12 protein-coding genes and 1 tRNA gene are annotated in these 21,432 nt (G+C 35.3%); 7 read left to right on the top strand and 6 right to left on the bottom strand.

Annotated features, from left to right (window positions below):
* Window positions 1–2,826 carry a DNA polymerase I gene (gene polA / locus NBT05_RS01955; RefSeq protein ID WP_265771742.1) on the bottom strand — a complete coding sequence of 942 codons (2,826 nt, stop codon included), beginning with the start codon at window positions 2,824–2,826 and terminating at the stop codon, window positions 1–3.
* 766 nt (window positions 2,827–3,592) lie between these two features.
* Between polA and NBT05_RS01950 the strand changes: the two genes are divergently transcribed.
* Window positions 3,593–4,831 carry a metallophosphoesterase gene (locus tag NBT05_RS01950; RefSeq protein WP_265771741.1) on the top strand — a complete coding sequence of 413 codons (1,239 nt, stop codon included), beginning with the start codon at window positions 3,593–3,595 and terminating at the stop codon, window positions 4,829–4,831.
* 89 nt (window positions 4,832–4,920) lie between these two features.
* Window positions 4,921–5,217 (top strand): thioredoxin family protein, encoded by a 297-nt coding sequence (locus tag NBT05_RS01945; protein WP_265771740.1) that lies wholly within the window; start codon window positions 4,921–4,923, stop codon window positions 5,215–5,217.
* Window positions 5,218–5,546: 329 nt separating this feature from the next.
* Here NBT05_RS01945 and NBT05_RS01940 read toward each other — a convergent pair whose 3' ends face one another.
* A complete protein-coding gene (locus NBT05_RS01940; RefSeq protein ID WP_265771739.1) occupies window positions 5,547–8,834 on the bottom strand; it encodes a DUF2723 domain-containing protein in 3,288 nt (1,095 codons plus the stop codon).
* Between the two features lie 199 nt (window positions 8,835–9,033).
* Between NBT05_RS01940 and NBT05_RS01935 the strand changes: the two genes are divergently transcribed.
* The 5 genes from NBT05_RS01935 to NBT05_RS01915 all read left to right on the top strand — a co-directional run bounded on the left by NBT05_RS01935 (window position 9,034) and on the right by NBT05_RS01915 (window position 14,266).
* Window positions 9,034–9,106 (top strand) — tRNA-Gln (locus NBT05_RS01935).
* A gap of 861 nt (window positions 9,107–9,967) precedes the next feature.
* Window positions 9,968–10,690 (top strand): TIGR04283 family arsenosugar biosynthesis glycosyltransferase, encoded by a 723-nt coding sequence (locus NBT05_RS01930; protein ID WP_265771738.1) that lies wholly within the window; start codon window positions 9,968–9,970, stop codon window positions 10,688–10,690.
* Between the two features lie 73 nt (window positions 10,691–10,763).
* A complete protein-coding gene (locus NBT05_RS01925) occupies window positions 10,764–11,759 on the top strand; it encodes a DUF547 domain-containing protein (RefSeq protein ID WP_265771737.1) in 996 nt (331 codons plus the stop codon).
* Between the two features lie 185 nt (window positions 11,760–11,944).
* Entirely contained in the window at window positions 11,945–12,694 is a 750-nt protein-coding gene (locus tag NBT05_RS01920) for a DUF547 domain-containing protein (protein WP_265771736.1), read from the top strand.
* A gap of 162 nt (window positions 12,695–12,856) precedes the next feature.
* Window positions 12,857–14,266, top strand: coding sequence for a vanadium-dependent haloperoxidase (locus tag NBT05_RS01915; protein ID WP_416346181.1), 1,410 nt, complete (start codon window positions 12,857–12,859; stop codon window positions 14,264–14,266).
* Window positions 14,267–14,322: 56 nt separating this feature from the next.
* Here NBT05_RS01915 and NBT05_RS01910 read toward each other — a convergent pair whose 3' ends face one another.
* The 4 genes from NBT05_RS01910 to NBT05_RS01895 all read right to left on the bottom strand — a co-directional run bounded on the left by NBT05_RS01910 (window position 14,323) and on the right by NBT05_RS01895 (window position 21,376).
* Window positions 14,323–14,838, bottom strand: a complete 516-nt coding sequence (locus tag NBT05_RS01910) for a hypothetical protein (protein ID WP_265771735.1) — start codon at window positions 14,836–14,838, stop codon at window positions 14,323–14,325.
* Window positions 14,839–15,327: a Panacea domain-containing protein gene (locus NBT05_RS01905; protein WP_265771734.1), complete on the bottom strand. Its 489-nt coding sequence runs from the start codon at window positions 15,325–15,327 to the stop codon at window positions 14,839–14,841.
* A gap of 141 nt (window positions 15,328–15,468) precedes the next feature.
* Window positions 15,469–16,335 carry a phosphatase PAP2 family protein gene (locus NBT05_RS01900; protein WP_265771733.1) on the bottom strand — a complete coding sequence of 289 codons (867 nt, stop codon included), beginning with the start codon at window positions 16,333–16,335 and terminating at the stop codon, window positions 15,469–15,471.
* Between the two features lie 151 nt (window positions 16,336–16,486).
* Entirely contained in the window at window positions 16,487–21,376 is a 4,890-nt protein-coding gene (locus NBT05_RS01895; protein ID WP_265771732.1) for a DNA repair ATPase, read from the bottom strand.
* Window positions 21,377–21,432 lie beyond the last annotated feature (56 nt).

Raw genomic sequence — 21,432 nt, 5'->3', positions numbered from 1 at the left:
TTAATGCGCCTCCAGCCAATTTTGCCCGGTTCCTAGTTCAACATCAAGAGGTACTTCTAATTTGTAAGCGTTTTCCATTTCGTATTGGATCATCTTAGATACCTCTTGTAGTTCATCTTTATGGACGTCAAAAACCAATTCATCATGCACTTGTAATAGCATTTTTGTCTTGTAATTACCTTCTTTTAATTTGTTGTAAATAGAAATCATGGCAATTTTAATAATATCGGCAGCACTTCCTTGAATCGGGGCATTTACAGCATTCCGTTCGGCGGCTCCCCTGACAACATTGTTTGCTGAGGTAATATCTTTTAAATATCGTCTTCTGCCCAGAACCGTTTGTACATATCCATGTTCCCTGGCAAAATCTACCTGTCCGCTCATATATTGGCGTAGTTTGGGATAAGTTTTATAATATGTGTCAATCAATTCTTTAGACTCCGCTCGGGATAGATTGGTCTGATTGCTTAACCCAAAAGCGGAAACCCCATAGATGATACCAAAATTTACCGTTTTTGCATTGCTTCGTTGTTCGCGGGTGACTTCTTCTAGTGGAACGTTAAATACCCGGGAAGCCGTGGAAGCATGAATGTCTTCGTTGTTAGTAAAGGCCTGCATCATGGTTTCTTCCTGACTTAAAGCCGCAATAATCCGAAGTTCTATTTGAGAATAATCTGCAGCAAGTAAGATATAATTTTCATCTCGCGGAATAAAAGCTTTACGAACTTGCCGACCCCTTTCAGTTCGGATCGGAATATTTTGTAAGTTAGGATTGTTAGAGCTTAATCGCCCGGTGGCAGCAACCGTTTGCATATAATCCGTATGCACCCTGCCGGTTTTTTTATTTACCTGGTTAGGTAAGGCATCTACATAGGTGCTTTTTAATTTGGATAATCCGCGGTAATCCAAAATATCCTGAATGATTGTATGGTCTTTAGCTAGATAAGAAAGTACATCTTCTGCGGTTGAATATTGGCCGGTTTTTGTTTTCTTTGGTTTGTCAACCAGTTTTAATTTGTCAAAAAGAACAGTTCCTAATTGTTTAGGGGAGCCGATATTAAATTCTTCTCCTGCTGTTTCATAGATAGAAGTTTCTAATTTTTTAATATCCGTATCCAGATCCGTAGACAAGCTATTTAAAAAGCCTTCATCGAGATTAATCCCTTCAGATTCCATAGCAGCCAGGACTCTTAATAACGGAATTTCAATGTCATTAAAAAGGCTTAACGTATTGGCTTCATTTAATTCGGGGGTAAAATAGCTGGCTAATTGAAAAGTAATATCCGCATCTTCTACGGCATATTCTGTTTGTTGTTCAACGGGAACTTCTCTAAAGGATTTTTGGTTCTTTCCTTTTTTTCCAATAAGTTCAGTAATTGAGACGGGAGTGTAGTCCAGATAGGTTTCGGATAAAACATCCATATTATGACGCATATCCGGATTGATCAGATAATGTGCCAACATGGTATCGAAGAGTGTTCCTTTTACCTCTACATCATATTTCTCCAGGACTTTAATATCGTACTTTAAGTTTTGACCAATTTTAGTATTGGCTTCATCTTCAAAAAACGGACGTAGTTTTTCAATCAGTTGCTGTACTTCTTCTTTTTCTGAAGGAAAAGGTAAGTAGTAGCCTTTATGAGCTTCCCAAGAGAAGGCAATTCCAACTAATTCTGCGGTTAGAGCGTCCAGTCCTGTAGTTTCCGTATCAAAACATACTTGTTTTTGTTTAGAAAGCTTACTTAAAAATAATTCTAATCCCAGTCCCTGACTTATGTTCTGATAAAAGTGAGGTGTATTTTCAATAGTTTTTCGACTGTTAAAGGATGGTGCTTCTCCGTTTGCCACATTCGTATCAAATAAAGAGAACTGACCAGCCCCTGCGGTAGTCGCCTGTTGCTTTGCGGTAGAGGTAGAAGTGACCTGTGTCACCGAAGTATCCTCATCTGAAAATAATTTTAAAAACTGATCCCGCAAGCGGCGGAATTCCAATTCTTCAAATAACACCTGTACTTGTTCGAAATCCGGTTTGGAAAGTTCGTAGTTTTTAGCATTAAAAGTAACATCACAGTCGATCATAATGGTAGCCAACTTCTTAGAAAGCAATCCTAACTCCTGATTGGCGGCTACTTTTTCTCTCATCTTCCCTTTTAACTGATCGATGTTTTCAAACAAGCCTTCTATAGAACCGTAAGCAGCTATAAACTTCTTAGCCGTTTTATCACCGATACCCGGTAATCCGGGAATATTATCAACCGAATCCCCCATCATTCCGAGGTAATCAATAACCTGCTCAGGGCGTTCTACTTCAAACCTTTTTTGCACTTCTGGGATTCCCCAGATTTCAATGCCATTTCCCATCCGGGCAGGTTTATACATAAAGATATTTTCAGAAACTAGTTGTGCGTAATCTTTATCGGGAGTAACCATAAATACCTGGAACCCTTCTTTTTCAGCTTGTTTAGCAATCGTACCTATTAAGTCATCTGCTTCTACGCCTGCCTCTTCAATAATAGGGATATGCATGGCTTCCAAGATTTTATGAATGGTTGGGATGGCAATACGGATGGCTTCCGGGGTTTCATCACGATTCGCTTTGTAGTCCGCAAACATTTCTACTCTTGCCGAGCTGCCTTCTTTATCAAAAGCAACTGCCAGATGATCCGGCTTTTCTCGTTTTATCACGTCAAACATCGAATTTACAAACCCCATTATAGCAGAAGTATCTAAGCCTTTGGAATTGATCCTGGGGTTTTTAATTAACGCGTAATAACCTCTAAAAATCAATGCATAGGCATCCAGTAAAAACAAGCGTTTTTGTGACATAAGAAAATAGATTATAAGGAATGCAAGATAAAAATAAGATCAGTGAGAATACAGTAAAATAGAATTGAAAATTAATAATTCTTATGATTAGTGTTCAGTAAAGAATAATTAGTATCCGGTAAAGATTCAAGACCCGCCTGCAGACGGGCAGGTCGCTATCGCTTCTAGAAACAAGAATCAAGACTAATCATTATAGTATTGAAAATCAGTATTATAAAATTGTCTACGGCTTTAGTTTATAATAGCGTTGGTGTATCAAAAATTGACTCAACTATTTTATTCACAACCATCTATACTATGCTTGCTATACTTTTAGCTTTTTTAATCGAGTATTGGTAAATTTTGTTAACTAGAAATTTAGCAGGTAATTTAGTGATTATTAAAAACAGGTATAGTAAAACCAACTTGTACCGAGTGGAAGGGATATTTTAAGGTAAGATCAGCATAGCTTTTTTGGAAGGTTTATAAACAAAGAAATGCCGTCAGAATGACGGCATTTCGCCCCAAAATAAAATTGATAACTATGTTATCAATTACTTTATATATCTTTAAAATCAATATCTGATTACTACTAGTCTTCAAATGATTTGACAAATTTACGAATAAAAAACGTATCCATAAAATAAATAACCCATATTTAAAAGTATAAATTTATAGACCTATGAAAGTCAGGTAGAGCTAAATTACAAGGTTCGGTTTTTAATTTTAACAAAAAACTAATTACTTTTAAATGAGGGTAGAATAGTTTTGTTGCTAAATTTTATGTATGCGCTGGATTATTCTTATTGTTATTGTAGCTATTGTCGATATTTATGCATTTCAGGCCATTCGAACAATAACAAAACAAACCTGGATTCAGGTGCTTTATGTGTTGGTATCTGTTAGTATTATAGGATATTCTATTTACATATTTGCTAATTATGACCGTAGCGTAGGCCCTACCAAATATACGCTAAGAGCAAGCGGTTTAATATTTGTTACCCTGGTTCCTAAACTAATTTTAGTGCTTTTTATGTTTGGCGAGGATATTATACGTTTATCTATTGCCGGATATACCTATTTAAGCAACACCTTTACGGACGGATCAACTCCGGAAAAAATGATTCCGGACCGTAGAAAATTTATCAGTCAATTAGCCTTGGGGATTGCCGCAGTACCATTCGTCGGGCTGATTCATGGCATTGTAAGGGGGAAGTATAATTTTAAAACCATTACCCATACGCTGTATTTTAAAGATTTACCCAAAGCCTTTGATGGTTTTCGACTGACCCAAATATCTGATATTCATTCCGGAAGTTTTGACGAATCCGCAAAGATTGAATATGCCATTGATCTGATCAACAAACAACAAACAGATTTAATATTGTTTACCGGAGATATTGTAAATACCGTAGCCTCTGAAATGGATGATTGGATTGATACGTTTAAACGTATTAAAACCCCAACTTTTGGTAAATTTTCAGTGTTGGGAAATCATGATTACGGAGAATACGTTACTTGGGATACGCAGGCTGCAAAAGATGCAAACTTTCAGGCCATAAAGGATATTCATAAAAAAATCGATTTTGACCTTTTATTAAATCAAAATCGATTTATTGAAAAAGATGGAGAACGCCTGGCGATTATTGGTGTGGAAAACTGGGGGCATAATTTTAAAAAAGCAGGTGATTTAGGCGTAGCCTCTCAAGGGGTGAACAAAGAAGATTTTAAGATTTTACTAAGTCATGATCCCTCGCATTGGGAGTATGAGGTAAAAAACCATCCGCAACATTATCATTTAACCTTAAGCGGACATACGCATGGATTCCAGTTTGGTATTGAGATTCCCGGAGTCATTAAATGGAGTCCGGTGCAATATGTATACAAACAGTGGGCAGGCATTTATAGAGAGGTTAATAAATTTCTAAATGTTAATCGGGGGTTTGGATTTCATGCTTTTCCGGGGCGGGTAGGTATCTGGCCTGAGATTACGATTATCGAGCTAAAAAGGGAGGTTTCATCTTAACTTTTGTAATTAATAGTATATTTATCCATTGCTAAGTGAACCCATTTATATAAAACACTTAGTTTAAGTACTAACTAAAACACAATTATATGTCAAAATTTGGGGAATTAATAGATTTACAAATCCCGGTTTTACTTTCTTTTTATACGGAATGGAGTGAACCCTCCGTAGCCATGCATGCTGTCCTAAAAGATGTGGCTGCTGCCATGGGCGATAAATGCAAGGTTATTAAGATTGACGTAGATAAAAATGAAGAACTGGCAACTGCTTTACGAATTAAAGGATTGCCTACATTAATCATCTATAAAGACGGGGAAATGACCTGGAGGCAAAGCGGTGAACAGAATGCCAATACGCTTATTAATCTGATTAAAGAATTTGTTTAGGTTCTTTACTACTTCTACCCGTGGTGCATTTGGAATAATTAATCTTATAAAATGTGTCAATCGAGTACTTCGACTAAAGGAAGAAGTTTGCTTCAACCATTTCAACAGAACAACCAAGTCTTTTGACCTGGCTCCGGATGATAAGGATTTTAGTCAAAAGCTATTTCATCCTGAGTTGAATCTAAGCACTCGATATCCTAAATTAAGTTCAAGGAAGGCTATTATTCTTCATTTCATTATAAATAACATTCGAACCTGCCCTTCTGGTCCACGCGGATTGACGCTTTTTTCTCAAAATGTAACAAAAGTTGTATAACCAATACAAATACTTATTTTTCTAAAGTATCTAATATGGGCTGACTATCCTTTAACTCTCTCTGTAAGCTTTCCGGAGTTGCTGGAACTGCTTTATTATCGTATTTCTCATCATCAGAATAGAGTCTGGTAAACATGTTTAGATATTCGTTAAATTCCCCTGCTTTTTCTTTAACAAGTTCCTGATCCCTATTCATGACTAACAAGTCGACTACACTACGGTACCTTTCTACATTGCTTACAATATCACTGGCAAATTCATATTGTTTCTCTAGGTCAAGGTTGCCGAAATAAGTAAGTTGTTCCTGGTATTTTTTAGCAATTTTATTCCACAAATCCCTGGCTTTTTCTTTTTCTCCTACTTGATAATATCCGGTTACATAGGGTTCCAGTAAAGTATAATATTCATAATACTCAATTGGCATTTTTTCCATACCCAGGTCCAATACTTCTTTAGCTTTTTTCTTATCTCCTTTAGCTAGCAAAGCCTCGACTAATCTAGCCAGGTTACTTCGATAGGTAATTGCATTTTTTCGGGTTTCAGGGTCATGATAGATATCTGGATTTTCACTATTTCCCCAGTTCCAACTCATGACGTTATCATACATAAGGTCGGTATCAATTCGTCCCATTTCATAAGGGTTTCTTTTATCAACCGGCGTTCTGATAGGTACTAATTTATAGGTTACCCCGTCAAGTTGTAAATAATCCTTCATCCATAAATAGTCATCATCCCCAAAACTACCTCCGGTAAAATAAATTGGTCGCTCCCAGTTATTATTAGCAATAATATCCAGCATCAACAAGCGGTTCTTTAACAGGATATCGTTTTTAATATAAATATCTACATAAGGCACAATTAAATCCGCATCTTCAGGTTTTACAATTCCATTTTTAAGAACCGTTTCTTTATCTACCGGAATGCGAACATGCTTGGTTGGAAAAGTGTTTACTTTTTTACCATTTTGCAGATCTCCTTTAGTCCTGGGGTCATCAGATTGTATCCACTTCATCCAGTTTTGGATCAACATAGTATCTTTCGTGATTGGTTTATGATAGACCACATCATTACTTCCAAAACGGTAAAATTCATGGGTGAGTTGTGAAGGAATGGGTTTTCCTTCATAGGCTGCTCGTTTCATTTGATCGATATACCAGTCGGTAGCAAACAAACTGGTGTTTACAGTTCGTACATCCGTACGGTACTCTTCAATTTCTTGCGCATACCACAGGGCAAAGGTATCATTATCCCCGATAGTAAATAAAATAGCATCTTCCTGGCAGGATTGCAGGTACATTTTTGCCATAGATTGCGCCGTATACCGGTTAGAACGGTCATGATCATCCCAATTTTCTGAAGCTAATAACACCGGAACTGCTAAGAAGCATACTGCGGTTACAATAGGTGCCAGGATTTTAGGTTTTAGGTATTCCTTCAGCATATCAAATAAAGCATACACCCCAAATCCAATCCAGATAGAAAATACGTAAAAAGAACCCACCAGAGCGTAGTCCCGTTCCCTGGGTTCAAATGGGCGTTCGTTTAAATAAATTTTCAAAGCCAGGCCGGTAAAAAGAAAAAATATTAATAAAACCCAAAAGCTTTTTAAATCTTTTTGAGAATGGAAAGCCAAACCGATCAATCCTAGGATAAGCGGAAGAAAATAATAGGTATTTCTTGCCTTATTTTTAGTAGCATCCGTAGGTAGGTTATCCTGCGAACCTAAGTGTAATTCATCAATCCATTTAATACCACTTAGCCAGTTACCTTGTAAATCCGTATACCTCCCCTGATTATCATCTTGTCGTCCGGCAAAATTCCACATAAAATAACGCCAGTACATATATCCCATCTGGTACTCTAATAAGTAAGCTATATTAGCACCTAATGAAGGTTTTTCTACGTCAAGGTATTTACCAAACGAGCGTAAAAATTTGTTATAATCATCGTTGTCCAATTGCCCCGTAGCGTATTTTCTACGGAATTGTGAAACGGCTTGTAATAATTCTTCTTGATCCTGGTATTCCGGTTTGATAGTAAACTTAATCGGACCGGTAAAATCCATATAATTGGCAATATGCTCCGTACTCCACATTCGGGGTAGGATGGATTTGTGGTTATCGTCAATATTTTGCTTAGCGTTTTTCCAGTCGTTTACAATTTCGTACTTACCTGTTTTTGTATTTTTCTCATATTTTGGTTTATCATCCTCATAGGGATCATCTTCATCCAGTCCGGAATAAATCTCTGTAAATTGGGGGCCGTAGAACAAGTGGGTTTCCGGGTATTGCTCCATATTGTAATACGCTAATAGTTCCCGGGCGTTATTTGGGTTATTTTCATTAATAACCGTACCGGCATTGGCACGGATCGGTAACATAATCCAACTGGAAAAACCTATTAGGATAAAAACGGTACAAAGCAGCCCGGTATAAAGGGCACGATAGCCTTTATTTCGGCTGGAACGTAACGCATAATAAAAGGCAACAGCAATAATTAAAGCGGTAAATATGGTTCCGGAATTAAAGGGCATACTTAGACTATTTACAAAAAATACTTCCAGCCCACCAAATAATTTAAGGGTAGAAGGTAAGAGCAGTTTAAATATAAAAAGTAGAATGGCAATTACCGTAATATTCGCAACGATAAAACTCTTTATGGTTACTTTGTAATTCTTAAAGTAATACAGAAGTCCAATGGCGGGAATAGAAAGCAATCCCATAAAATGTATCCCAAAAGACAGTCCGGCAACAAATGCAATTAGAATTAGCCAGCGGTCTCCCCTGGGTTTATGCATATCTCGATCCCATAATAGCCCCAGGTAAAACATAATGGACAATACACAGGTGGCCATGGCATAAACCTCGGCTTCTACGGCATTAAACCAAAAACTATCGGTAAAAGCGAAAGCCAAAGAGCCTACAAAAGCACTTCCTAATACGGCAATTCCCTTACCAGTAGTAAATTCTTCTTCAATACGGATAATTTTTCGTAACAATAAGGTTATGGACCAAAACATAAATAAAATGGCAAAAGCACTAGCAAATGCAGAGGTCATATTAACTGCTAAAGCTACTGAAGTTGGGTCGCTGGCAAAAATAGAGGCAAAAGCCCCGATCATTTGAAAGAGGGGGGCTCCCGGGGGATGCCCTACCTGTAATTTTGAAGAGGTAGCGATATATTCTCCTGCATCCCAGAAACTGGCGGTAGGTTCAACCGTTAAAGCATATACGGTTATCGCTATTAAAAAAGTTACCCAGCCTAAAATTTTATTCCATTTGCTAAAATCAAATGTGCCCATAAATTTTGTTCTTAAATACAGTGTGGCGAATTTAATAATAAAATACCTTTTGTCAATTCTTTATTCGCCTTATCCTTAATATTCATAAGACGGGTAGTTATTTTAATTGTTGCTTTTATAACTAATTTTTTTGAAAAAATATTTAATTTAGTTGGGATACCTAAAAGAATGTTTTAAATTTGCACCCGCATTAGGTTAATGGTCTATGGTGTAACTGGCAACACGTCTGGTTTTGGTCCAGAAGAGTCTAGGTTCGAGCCCTAGTAGACCAACGTTAATAGAGGAACAATCGTAAAGTTTGTTCCTTTTTTGTTTTTGAAATGGAAATGTTTGGGCGAGAAGCTTGCCCTGAGCCTTCTATTCGAAGGGAGCCCTAGTAGACCAACGTTAATAGAGGAACAATCGTAAAGTTTGTTCCTTTTTTGTTTTTGAAATGGAAATGTTTGGGCGAGAAGCTTGCCCTGAGCCTTCTACCAAAGGGAGCCCTAGTAGACCAACGTTAATAGAGGAACAATCGTAAAGTTTGTTCCTTTTTTGTTTTTGAAATGAAAATGTTTGGGCGAGAAGCTTGCCCTGAGCCTTCTACCGAAGGGAGCCCTAGTAGACCAACGTTAATAGAGGAACAATCGTAAAGTTTGTTCCTTTTTTGTTTTTGAAATGGAAATGTTCGGGCGAGAAGCTTGCCCTGAGCCTTCTACCAAAGGGAGCCCTAGTAGACCAACGTTAATAGAGGAACAATCGTAAAGTTTTTTCCTTTTTTTGTTTTGAAATGGAAATGTTTGGGCGAGAAGCTTGCCCTGAGCCTTCTACCAAAGGGAGCCCTAGTAGACCAACGTTAATAGAGGAACAATCGTAAAGTTTTTTCCTTTTTTTGTTTTGAAATGGAAATGTTTGGGCGAGAAGCTTGCCCTGAGCCTTTACTACTTATTTTTCCAAATCTCCCGGGAATATCTTCATATTTTGTTAAATAGTCTTTTTTAATAGTTAAATTTGCTTTAAAAAGAAAGTTGCTACATTGTCTGGTAACTCTGATTGTATGTTATCGTTATAGACCATATAGGATGTAGGTAATTTTAAAGTTGTAATTGATTAAAGGGGTAAGCATTAATAGATGTTAATGCGATAAAAAGAATATGATAAGTATTATTGTTCCGGTTTATAACGAATCAAAAACCATAGGGGTTTTTCTGGATCATTTATTTTCTCATAGTAGTGATGCCTTAATTACCGAAATTTTAATTGTTGACGGAAAAAGTTCTGATGGTACGGTATATGCCATATCAAATTACATACAAAGCAAAAAACATTCAGGATGTTGTTGTCGTAAAATAAAAATTTCTCAGTCCGAAAAAGGAAGGGCTATTCAACAGAATCACGGAGCTTCGATTGCAGAAGGTGAAATTTTATATTTTTTACATTCTGATAGTTATCCACCTAAATACTTTGACCAATATATATTAGCAGAGATAAAAAAAGGTGTCAATGCCGGTTGTTTCCGTATGCAGTTTGACGATACCCACTGGTGGTTGCAATTTATAGCTTGGTTTACCAGATTTGACAGTAAATATTGTAGAGGCGGTGATCAGAGTCTTTTTATAACAAAATCTCTTTTTGAAGATGTCAGAGGTTTTGATGAAGCCTATAAAATTTATGAAGATAATGAATTTATTTCCAGGCTTTATAAAGAAGACGCTTTTTGTGTAATTCCTAAAATTATTAAAACTTCAGCACGAAAATATAGGGAACATGGAATCTGGACGTTACAATATCACTTTTTTCTAATTCATTTAAAAAAAACATTAGGAGCCAGTCCGGAAGCACTGTACCGTTATTATTTAAAATATATAGCGAAGTGAAATTATCACAAGTTTTATACTAGTTTGGCTTAAGTTTTGTAACTCATCTTGTAAATTTGCGCAAAGTATAGTTATGAAAACAGGTTTTATTTATTTAACTACTATATTCTTTTTACTGTCTTGTAGTTCAAATACTTCTTTTGGTCAAGAAAAGAATAAAGGTTCCAACGAAAAAAAAGTTTCCGATAGTACCATTTCAAAAAAAACAGAAGCTAATAAAACCATACCCGAAGACAGTGCGGTTACCGATGCTGTTAAAAAAAGAAATCTAGATACGGAAAGTAAGAATAATCAAAAAGTCAACAGGCCTCCTATTCCTATTGAAGAAAAAGCACCTGACAACTTTCCGGAAGAAACAATACCCAAAAAAGAAAAAGTAGCTGTTGCAAGGTCAGTTGATAAAGATAAATCCAACCAGACAAAAATAGCAAGTCAACACGCATTATGGAATGAATTACTTTCAAAACATGTGACAGACCAGGGAAAAGTAAACTACAAGGGTTTTCAACAAGATCAACAAAAGCTAGATACTTATTTAAAAATGCTGTCCAATAAGGTTCCCAGTGAAGAGGATACTAAAAATAGTAAGCTAGCCTTTTGGATGAATGCTTATAATGCGTTTACGATTAAACTGATTTTAGATAACTATCCGATCACCAGTATTAAAGATATAAAAGATCCCTGGGGACAACGTTTCTTTCAATTAGGCGAGGAACGCTACAATCTAAATGATGTTGAACATAAAGTTTTGAGAAAGTTAGGAGATCCCCGAATACATTTCGGGATAAACTGTGCTTCTGTTTCCTGCCCTGCTTTGTCCAATAAAGCTTTTACAACAGATAATGTACAAAAGCAATTAGATGTATTAACAAAGCAATTTATAAACAACACAACCTATAATTCTATTAATGAAGACAGAGTAGAAATATCTAAAATATTCAATTGGTTTTCAAAAGATTTTAAAACAGAGGGAAGTTTGATTGATTTTTTAAATCAATATGCAACGACTACTATTCGACCAAATGCCAAAATTTCTTATAAAGACTACAATTGGCAATTAAATAATTAATTATTTTATATTTTTTAATTAATTAGTTATCAATGAATTAAATTCAATAATTCTTTAATCTAGGAGGGTTCAACCATACATTCTGTAAGTTTTAAGATTTTGTTAGGACTATTACATCAATGTTTTCATCATCACTTAAAAGTGTGATCAAAATATTAGGAATACAAACCTTAAAAAAACTAATTATGAATACCCCTAAATTCCTTTATACCGTAATTTTTACCTTTACGGTATTTATTTCTCAAGCGCAAACTTCTTCATTTGATCACAATCTATGGGATCAAGCACTATTATTAAATGTTTCTGATGATGGTCAGGTAGATTACGAAGGTTTTATGCAGGATAGTTCCCTTCTATATAGGTATTTTGCTCAGCTTTCAGCCAATCCTCCTCAAGAAAGTTGGTCTAGAGAAGAAAAGTTGGCTTACTGGATAAATGCATATAACGCCTATACAATTAAATTAATTATAGATAGCTATCCGGTAAAAAGTATAAAAGATATTAAAGATCCCTGGGAAAAAGAATTTTTTAAGATCAGTGGCGAATGGTATAGTTTGGGTCAGTTAGAACATGAAATTTTAAGAAAATTTGGTGATCCGAGAATTCATTTTGCAATTAACTGTGCTTCTTATAGTTGTCCCGTAGTTTGGAATCGTGCATATACCGCATCAAATGTAGATGAAGCTTTGGATACACAAACCCGTCAATTTATCAATGATCCTACCCGTAATATTATTACAAAAAATCAAGTAAAAGTTTCTAAAATCTTCACCTGGTTTAAAAAAGATTTTAAAGTAAACGGGGGAGACGTGGTTGATTTTATTAATAAATATGCGAATGTAAAAATTGCAAAGCAATCTAATAAAGGGTATACTGATTACAATTGGAGTTTAAATGCAAGAGTAAATGGTAAAGCAGTAGTGGCTCAAGATTAAAAATACAACTAAATATAAATTACTAATAAATTCCGTTTCTTAATTGAAGCGGAATTTTTTGGATATATGCAATATGGTTTAAATGCTTGTAATTCATATAAATAGTTTTAATTTTGTAAAAAAGTTCTTTATACTATTACCCTTTAAGAAACCTAATAAAACATGAATTTGAAATATTGTAGTTTCTTTTCTACGAATAACTTACTATCTAGTTTACAAAAAATCGTATATACTTTGTTTATCATCATATACATGTTAGCTTTCTTTTCATGTCAAAATCAAAGTAGTAAAATTGAAGTAACTTCTGCAAATTATCATGAAGCTGTTGATAAAATTACAGAGGTAATGGTTCATGATATATTTTCGCCACCGGTCGCTAGTCGTATCTACAATTATGCGAATATAGCAGCGTATGAGGTAATACAACAATCAAGCAAGAATTACAAAACCTTGGCTTCTCAAGTGAAGGATCTACAACCTGTACAAAAAGCAGATACGTCTATAGTACATCTGGAAGTAGCAGCTTTAATTGCTTATTTGGAAGTAGGAAAATCTTTATTATTTTCTGAAGATCGAATACAGCAGTATCAAGATAGTTTATACAAGAATTGGCATACCGTAAATAAAAATTCTTTTGAAGTTTCAAAAGAATATGGAGAGAAGGTAGCAAACCATATCAAAGATTGGTATAAAGCCGATAATTACGCACAAACCCGAACTATGCCGAAGTTCTCTGTAAATACGGATGATCCTTCTCGCTGGCAACCAACTCCACCGGATTATATGAGCGGTATCGAACCACACTGGGCAAAAATTAGGCCGATGGTATTAAAAGATCCGTCACAATTTAAACCCAATCCTTTTCCTAAATTTTCACTAGAAAAAGAAACTTCGTTTTATAAAGAAGTAGTTGAAACTTATAAAGTAGGAAAACAAATCAGGGAAGAAGGCGAGTCCTCAGAAAAACTAAAAATTGCTCAATTCTGGGATTGTAATCCTTATGTATCCACCCATAAAGGTCATTTGATGTTTGCAACTAAAAAAATTACACCTGGTGCCCATTGGATTGGGATTTGCAAAATAGCATGTCAAAAGACTAATACGGATTTTATAAAAACCATATATGCCTACACGCGTACTTCTGTAGCCATTGCAGATGCATTTATTAGTTGCTGGGATGAAAAATACCGTAGTAACTTAATCCGACCTGAAACTTTAATCAATCAATACATAGATCAGGATTGGGAACCGATTTTGCAAACTCCACCGTTTCCGGAGTATACAAGCGGACACTCAGTAGTTTCCGGAGCTGCTGCAACTGTACTTACCGATATTTTCGGTGATAACTTTTCCTTTGATGACACTACAGAAGTTGCCTACGGATTACCGGTCAGATCTTTTTCTTCTTTTTATCAAGCTGCCGAAGAAGCTGCAGTAAGTCGTTTGTATGGGGGAATTCATTACCGTTCTGCAATTGATTTGGGTTTACTTCAAGGTAAAAACATGGGTACGTATGTAGTTGAAAATGTAAAATTGAAAGTGGATAAAGAAAGTTCTGTGGCTAGTAAATAAATACAAATGTTATCTATCCTTCTCGCAGAGTTGTATACATTGTTGGCAAGTAGGCTTTATTTTTTCGGGTAGATTACATGATTTCGGTCGTACCAAACTATATAGAAAACTCCTTTATACAAAAATCCGACAGCACGCGCTTCAATTTTATATTGTAAATCAAATTGGTAAAGAGTAGGAAGCTCGTCTTCTGTCATTCCACGATAGCTTGGTGCGAGAACTCTGAGAAAATCAGAAGGATTTAAGTTAACTTTTTTATCTAACAAATCTATCGAGTGAAATCTCAACGCTTTTGTTAAACGCATTTTTTCGTAAGTAAAACTGGAAACTTTTTTCAAACCCTCTAAAAAACCCAATAAATCATCTCGGTCATTAGTTTTAACATTAAAGCATAACTTTGTCTCATTAAGGGATAAATAGTCAAATGCAAAAATTGGCTTTAAATTTTTGACAGAATGAAAAGATATACCTTGCTCTCCAACTTTATATTTGGACAATGAATTTATTGCACTTTCGAGTTGATTTTTAGGGTCTGGAATTTCAAATCCTTTTTTATTACTCTTTTTTGCCATTTAGGCTGCTAATTGAGCAGAATAGAATTCTTTCATTCTATTTTTAGGAATAACATTAGTGCATCTTTCATGAGGTGGAAAATCTTTCCTTGCTTCAATCCAAGGTTGCTCACTATGAGTTAACATTTCAAGTTCAAATGAGCTTAAAGTTCCATATTTGTTTAAAACAGAATAGATAAGTTGAATTTGATTTTCGGTCAAATCATTTTCTTTAGCGACTTTTTTAATTCTTTCTTCAGAAGAGTCAAGTTCGTCATTGATGATTTGGATATCATTATATCCAAACTGTTTTAAATCTTGATATAATTCAGGCACAACAGGTCCGTGAACCCAAGCTTCAAAATTCTCGTCAATTAATTCGGAATCGAAATGAACTAAATGCCAAGCTTCTACATAATAAACAAGTTTCTGCAATTTTTTTGGTGATACAGTTACCCCTTTACTATTAACATAGTCAGTTATTATATGACCTAATGCTGTCGCTTTCATTTCGCAAAAGTAGTGAATATTAAAGTCTTATCCTAAATTTTTATATTCATAATGTTTTTTAGATTACCGCCAACAATAAAATAAAAATATACTTAGGCTGAGTAGTTAATTCGATTTTTAGTACCCTATCTTATACCTACTTTAAAAAGTACCTCTCAAACCAAGACTTCCTGCACCCACAGATAAGTTCCAGCGAATAGCCGCCGTTTTCTTGTAGTTGCTGTAAAATTCTTTTCGATTCAGATAATGATCTACTCCTTCTACAATAGCAACACTCATAGCAGCACCTAGGAAAACATCTGTAACCCAATGCGCTCCTGACCATATTCGGGAAATGGGAGAAATGGCTCCAATTAAATAAATTCCGGTTTTAGTAAATGGGTTTTTAAATTGTTTTGCTAATGCATGTGCGGTAGTAACAGCCAGAACCGTATGTCCGGAAGGAAGAGAATGAAACCCGGCTCGTTCATCATAAAACCTAAATTGATCTTTACCCAAACCTGTTCCCGGACGGGCTCTTCCAGCTACGGTTTTAACCACAGATTGAATCAATCCTCCGGCGGTAGCAGAAGCGATCAGTAACACTCCGGTTCTTCTAATTTTTTCATTCTTAGTAATAAGCCCGGTAACATATATTCCGGTAGTTAGTCCGTAGTTAATTAGTGGTTTTCCAATCCTAAACCCAAATTCTTTAACTACCTGTGGAATATCATCTTCCTGATCGTTAAAAAAACGTTGTGTATTATCGTCAAAAGCATATAAAATAGCAGTTCCTGCAGCAACCCCACCAAAGGTTAACCAATCTTTCCCCTGCCATCGCACGGGTTGCGAAAAAGCATTAAGGACACTTCCTACTGCTGCTTTTCCATCATAACCTAACATTTGCCAGCGAGTTTTATCTGTAGATTCTGATTCAGTTGTATCTCTTTTAACTAGCGATGAGGAGTTTTGAGCAAAAATAATAGCGGGAATTACTACTAAAAAAGAAAAGGAAATAATTTTAAACATGATAATCTAAAATAATAATTGATTTAATGCTAAAACTAGAGAAATAATCCAAGGCAATGTACATATAAACAAAATTTCATTAGCTCATTTCATATTCAAGTAATAAAAGTGGAATAAATGCTTAAAATTAGAACCTTTTTAATGTGAAAGCCTAGTTTTTAGAATTGCCTTTTAAAACTTGTTGAATGCCTGATAAATGACTATTAAACTGCACTAGCTGTTCTAATACCTGTGCTATTTCATTATTTCTTCCGTAATCTTTCAATTTGTTATTTTTTAGAAAGGTTTCTTTTATCAAATTCCAGCGTTCTTTTTCTTGCTCCGTAATAATTTGAGCTAATTCTTTATATTTTAAAAGATTGGCTTCGGCGGTGCGGGTTAGGGTTTGCGATTCGTTTTCATAATGAGAAAGTAGCTGTACCTGTAACTCTTTTTCGTTCATAATGGGAACAATCTTAGCGACCAGTTTATTCATATCTCTATAAGAACCTTGTAACTTAAATGGAGGTTCGGTACGATAAGCATCCTCGGTTGCTGCGGATTGAATATAATTTTCGTTGACTATAGCTACAAGATCTCTTACTATGATTACCTTCTTTAAAACAGATAAATAATCCTGTATTTCTTGTTTAGAATAATTACCTTTTAATTCCAGTCCTTCCTGCGTTCCGGTTTCTATCATCTTTATAAATTGATAGATATCTTCAAAATAGGTACTACTTAATTGATGTAAAATAGGATTTGAGGTAAGCGAGTTTTCAATTAAACTTAACCTAAATAATTCGGCAGTATCTCCAATAATGTCTCCCAGGTTGTAGATATCGGCCCGGTTAGCCAGCATATCCGGAATCTGAAATTTTTCTCCGCTTTCCGTATACGGATTACCTGCCATGACTACACAAAATCGCTTACTTCGTAAATCGTAGGTTTTGGATTTCCCACGATAAACCCCTTCCATTCTTCGTGTTCCGTCGGCAAGAGAAATAAATTTTTGTAAAAATTCAGGATTGCAATGTTGGATATCATCCAGGTACAACATCACATTAGTACCCATTTCTAAAGCCAGGTTTAATTTTTTCAATTCTTCCCTGGCGGCCGCATTTGTTGCCGATGCCGGATCTACAGAGGTAACTTCATGACCGATGGAAGGGCCGTTAATTTTCATAAAAACCAATCCTAACCGGTTAGCCATATATTCCATAAGCGTAGTCTTACCGTATCCCGGCGGCGAAATTAAAAGTAACATCCCCATACGATCCGTTCGTTTACTATCTCCAATGCTTCCCAACTGTTTGGATAAATTATCTCCGAACAAGGGTAGATACACTTCATTAATTAATTTATTACGAACAAAAGAAGATAATACCCGGGGTTTAAACTCTTGTAGTTTAAGTTCTTCCTTAAGTTTTTCGGTAACTACATGTTTAGCTTTTCTAAAGGCTTCAAAAGCAGAAACTTCAGTAGTGGTAAATTCAGATAATTTCTCAATGAACTCATGATAATCAAAAAGATAATTTTCTTCAATAATAGTTGGATGACTGCCCTTTAATGATAGAATAGTATCATAAGGGGTCACATGAATTACTTCAGAAGCTGCTTCGTCTTTATATAGTAAAATGCAAATTACTTCATGCGTATAGTGTGTCTTTTCCGGATGTTCCTGTTGTAAATAGGAATCCACCCATTGCACCATGATATTAATTTGATCATTACTATTTTGCGGACTGTTCAGATCTTTTGAAATGTTTTTCTGAAAATTGTTAAATACATTTTTTCTTTTTAATTCCGAAATAAAGTTTTCGTACAATCCATGAGCTGTTTCACTGATACAAAACGTATCGTTGCTTTGTAGCTCTTCAAAAAGATACATGGCTATTCTTCCATTATTTTTCTCAAAAGAGCCATTAATTTCGATTAAATCTTTAGAAAATACACTACCAATTTCATCTTCCAGACGGTAAAGGGTTTGCTGATATTCTTTACTTTCTGGAAAAACGGCTAATACTTCTCCTGCAGCTTTTAACCTGTGGTTCCAATAAGTGTGTTTTTCTGATGGCAGGTTGTGCCAAAAGTATTGTGCGAATGCTCTGGTATGAGGTGTATAGCGAAGCAACCCTAAATCATGATGTTTACGTATTAAAACAGTTAGGATTTTTACCGCATCCACATCATGAACCCCTTTTACATATCCTTCAGAATAACTTTTACTACTTGAGGACCTTACAACTTCCAGAAGTTGATCCTCATCTAAGGATAGAAGTTCATTTTTATTATTTTCTGTAAATATTTTATAAGCTAAATATGCCGAACGGTATACTTTCGGATTTTCTGAGATTAGTTCTTGATCCCAATATTTTTTTGATTGTAATAGTATTTCATTTTTTACTTTTTGATAAAAGTCCGTTCCAGTAAGATGATATTGTAGTACTTCCTCTTTGTAAACAATGGTTAAGTCAAGAGGTTGGCGATTTACACCAAATTTATGTTTTCCTAACTTAATAACATTTTCACCATCTTCATAAAGGTCTTGCTTGTCTTTCAGCTTACGTATAGCATCTTCTTTAGCAACTTTAATAGCAGTTTCTATTCCTTCGGCTTTTCCGGCGTCATCCAATTTTTGCAATTGATCAACCATATCCCGCAGTTTGCTGATCATTAAATCCGAAGCAAAATATCCGTTTATTGCTACAACCGAATCAAAAGATAACGCTTTTTTACTAACTCCTTTTAATATCCGGGTGGCTGCGCTTTCTAGAGAAGTAGCTTTTTTGTTTCTGGCTTCAATTAAGCTATTTTTACGGGTTTCAAAAGCATTATAAACCTCTTCCCTTTTTTCAATAATCTTGGTGATAAATTCTTCAAAATCGGTAAACCGACCTTCCAGGTCTTCTAGTTGAACTGAGACTTTATTAAGTAATTCATCTGTTTTTTCGGGAGTATTGGCAATGTCAAGGTAATTAATGATACTTTGGTCTACCAACTTGATTTGTGCTGCAAATTCTGCGGTTGCTTCTTTGCTGCCCAAAGCACGTATTTTATTTTTAATTCCGGCTTTTAATTGGTTAATAGTAGCAAACAGTAATGAAATGGTATCAATAATCTGAGTAGAATGAGAGGTGTCCTCAATTTCCAAATTAGAAACAATATCAATCAGTAGTTCAAGGTCAGTAGCAATTTGATTTACTTCTTTTTCTAAGCTTTTAGCTTTGATTACTTTTTTAATTTTTGCAAGTTCTCCTTTTTTTTCTTCAATTCGTAGCTGATAGGGTGCTAAGGCTTGGTCATTTAGTAAAAATTGAACACAACGTTGCGAAATCTTTTCGGTTTGCGTAGCAATTTGATCTTCAAGTTCTTCAAGGAAGGTTTTGTCTACGTATCGGATATTATGGAGACTAATAATTTCACCCCTTAATGTTCGTAGTTGCGATAATACCTCTACAAATTCTTCAACAGACCGGAAAGTACTACTCTTTATCTTAATAAATACAGCTTTGGCTTTGTCTTGAGTCTCCTGGGTAACATTTACCGCAGTTTTACGGAGTTGAACTACTTTTTCAAATTCGTCGATAGCAGCATTAGCCGCGTGATTAATTTCTTCTAAAGGAACATCCAGCCGAAATGTTTCTTCTTCTTGAATCCAATAATAGCTATCGGTAATATTAGTAGAGTATTTGGCAACATCATCATATAAGCCTTCGTAGTTATCTTCTTTATTTAATAATGTAATCAAAGCATTACATTCTGCAATAGCTTTGACAATATCCTTGTTACCGATTTTATATAGTAGCGTATCCGCATGTTCTGAAGGCATAAGCGTTCCTTTTAAAAAAGGGGTTTGCCAAATCTGGATAACATGATGCTTGGTTTGCTCGTCTTCGGTTTTAAAGTAACAAAGCTCACCTTGTTCTAAAATGGTAAAACCATTACATATAATGGGTGTTTTAACTTCCTGCTCTATGATGTTGTAAGACATTAACACATACAAACCTTTTTTACTTTCGTAGAACACATAAAGAAAATCTTCGCCATTAGGCGAACTTATCTTCTCTTGAAAAGTAACATTATTAATTTCGTTATTAAAAAACTTAAAAGCCCCGGATTGCAGGTAATACCCATTAGGATAAATAATTCCTTGTTCATCAGGAAGTAGAAGACAAGCATCTTTAATAGTGTCGATTCGCTTTACCTCTTGTATTTTATGATTGTATACAAAATAACGTGGTGTTTCCTGAAAAGGTTTGATTTCTAAAGCAATTAAATTTCCTAAATCAGCAAAACGATATTGTCCATCATCCAGGGTTTGGTCCGCCTGAGCTACGGGTTCGTTTAGAATTCCTTTACCATCCTCCGTATTATCTTCTATTTTTATAGTCAAATCACCACCTACGGTTTCAACAAATACTTTGTCTACAATAGAAATATGAGGATGCGTGCCATAACGGTGCATATCCCGGGTTACCTCTGTCCAGGTAAATTCATATTGTTTTGGAAATTTAAATTCGTGATCACTTCGATTATCAACATAGAACAAGCTATTCTCATTGATCAACCACTTGAAGGTTTTAATATCAGAAACACTTTCACTTAGTTGAAATACCATATAGAGGTAATTTCCAATAACTGCAAATTTAGAAAATATGGTATTCCGGTAATATTTATAAAGGTTGGTAAAATCGTCTATAAAAACGGTATTTTGTAGTAGGTCTAAGGATAAAGCAGAAAAATGATCATCTTCATACCTGTAGATACTAAAAACATCCTCAAGTTGAATATCCGTTCGCAACCCGAAGTGTACATTATATCCGAACAAACAATAGTCTCCAATAGTCACTATATCCCTGGCAATACAATTATTCTCGGTATTGATCCGATTATTAGCAATCAACTTGGTTTCTACACTACCAAAAACTTCTTTACGCGCATCATTTAGTTGTAAAAGACGGTTTTGAAGTTCATTTTTTTGTTTTTGCAAGCGATTTTGGATGATTTCATACGTCCCACCGTCCAATTGATTCTGTGCTATATTGTTTGTTTCTTCCATAGTTTTCTTCTAAAAACACTAATTAAAGTTCTTATTGAGTTCCCTCCTCCGGGAGG

The sequence above is a fragment of the Aquimarina sp. ERC-38 genome (genome assembly GCF_026222555.1).
GTDB lineage: Bacteria > Bacteroidota > Bacteroidia > Flavobacteriales > Flavobacteriaceae > Aquimarina.
The sequence above is the reverse complement of the archived record's forward strand: the minus strand, read 5'-3'. Positions and strand labels throughout refer to the sequence as shown.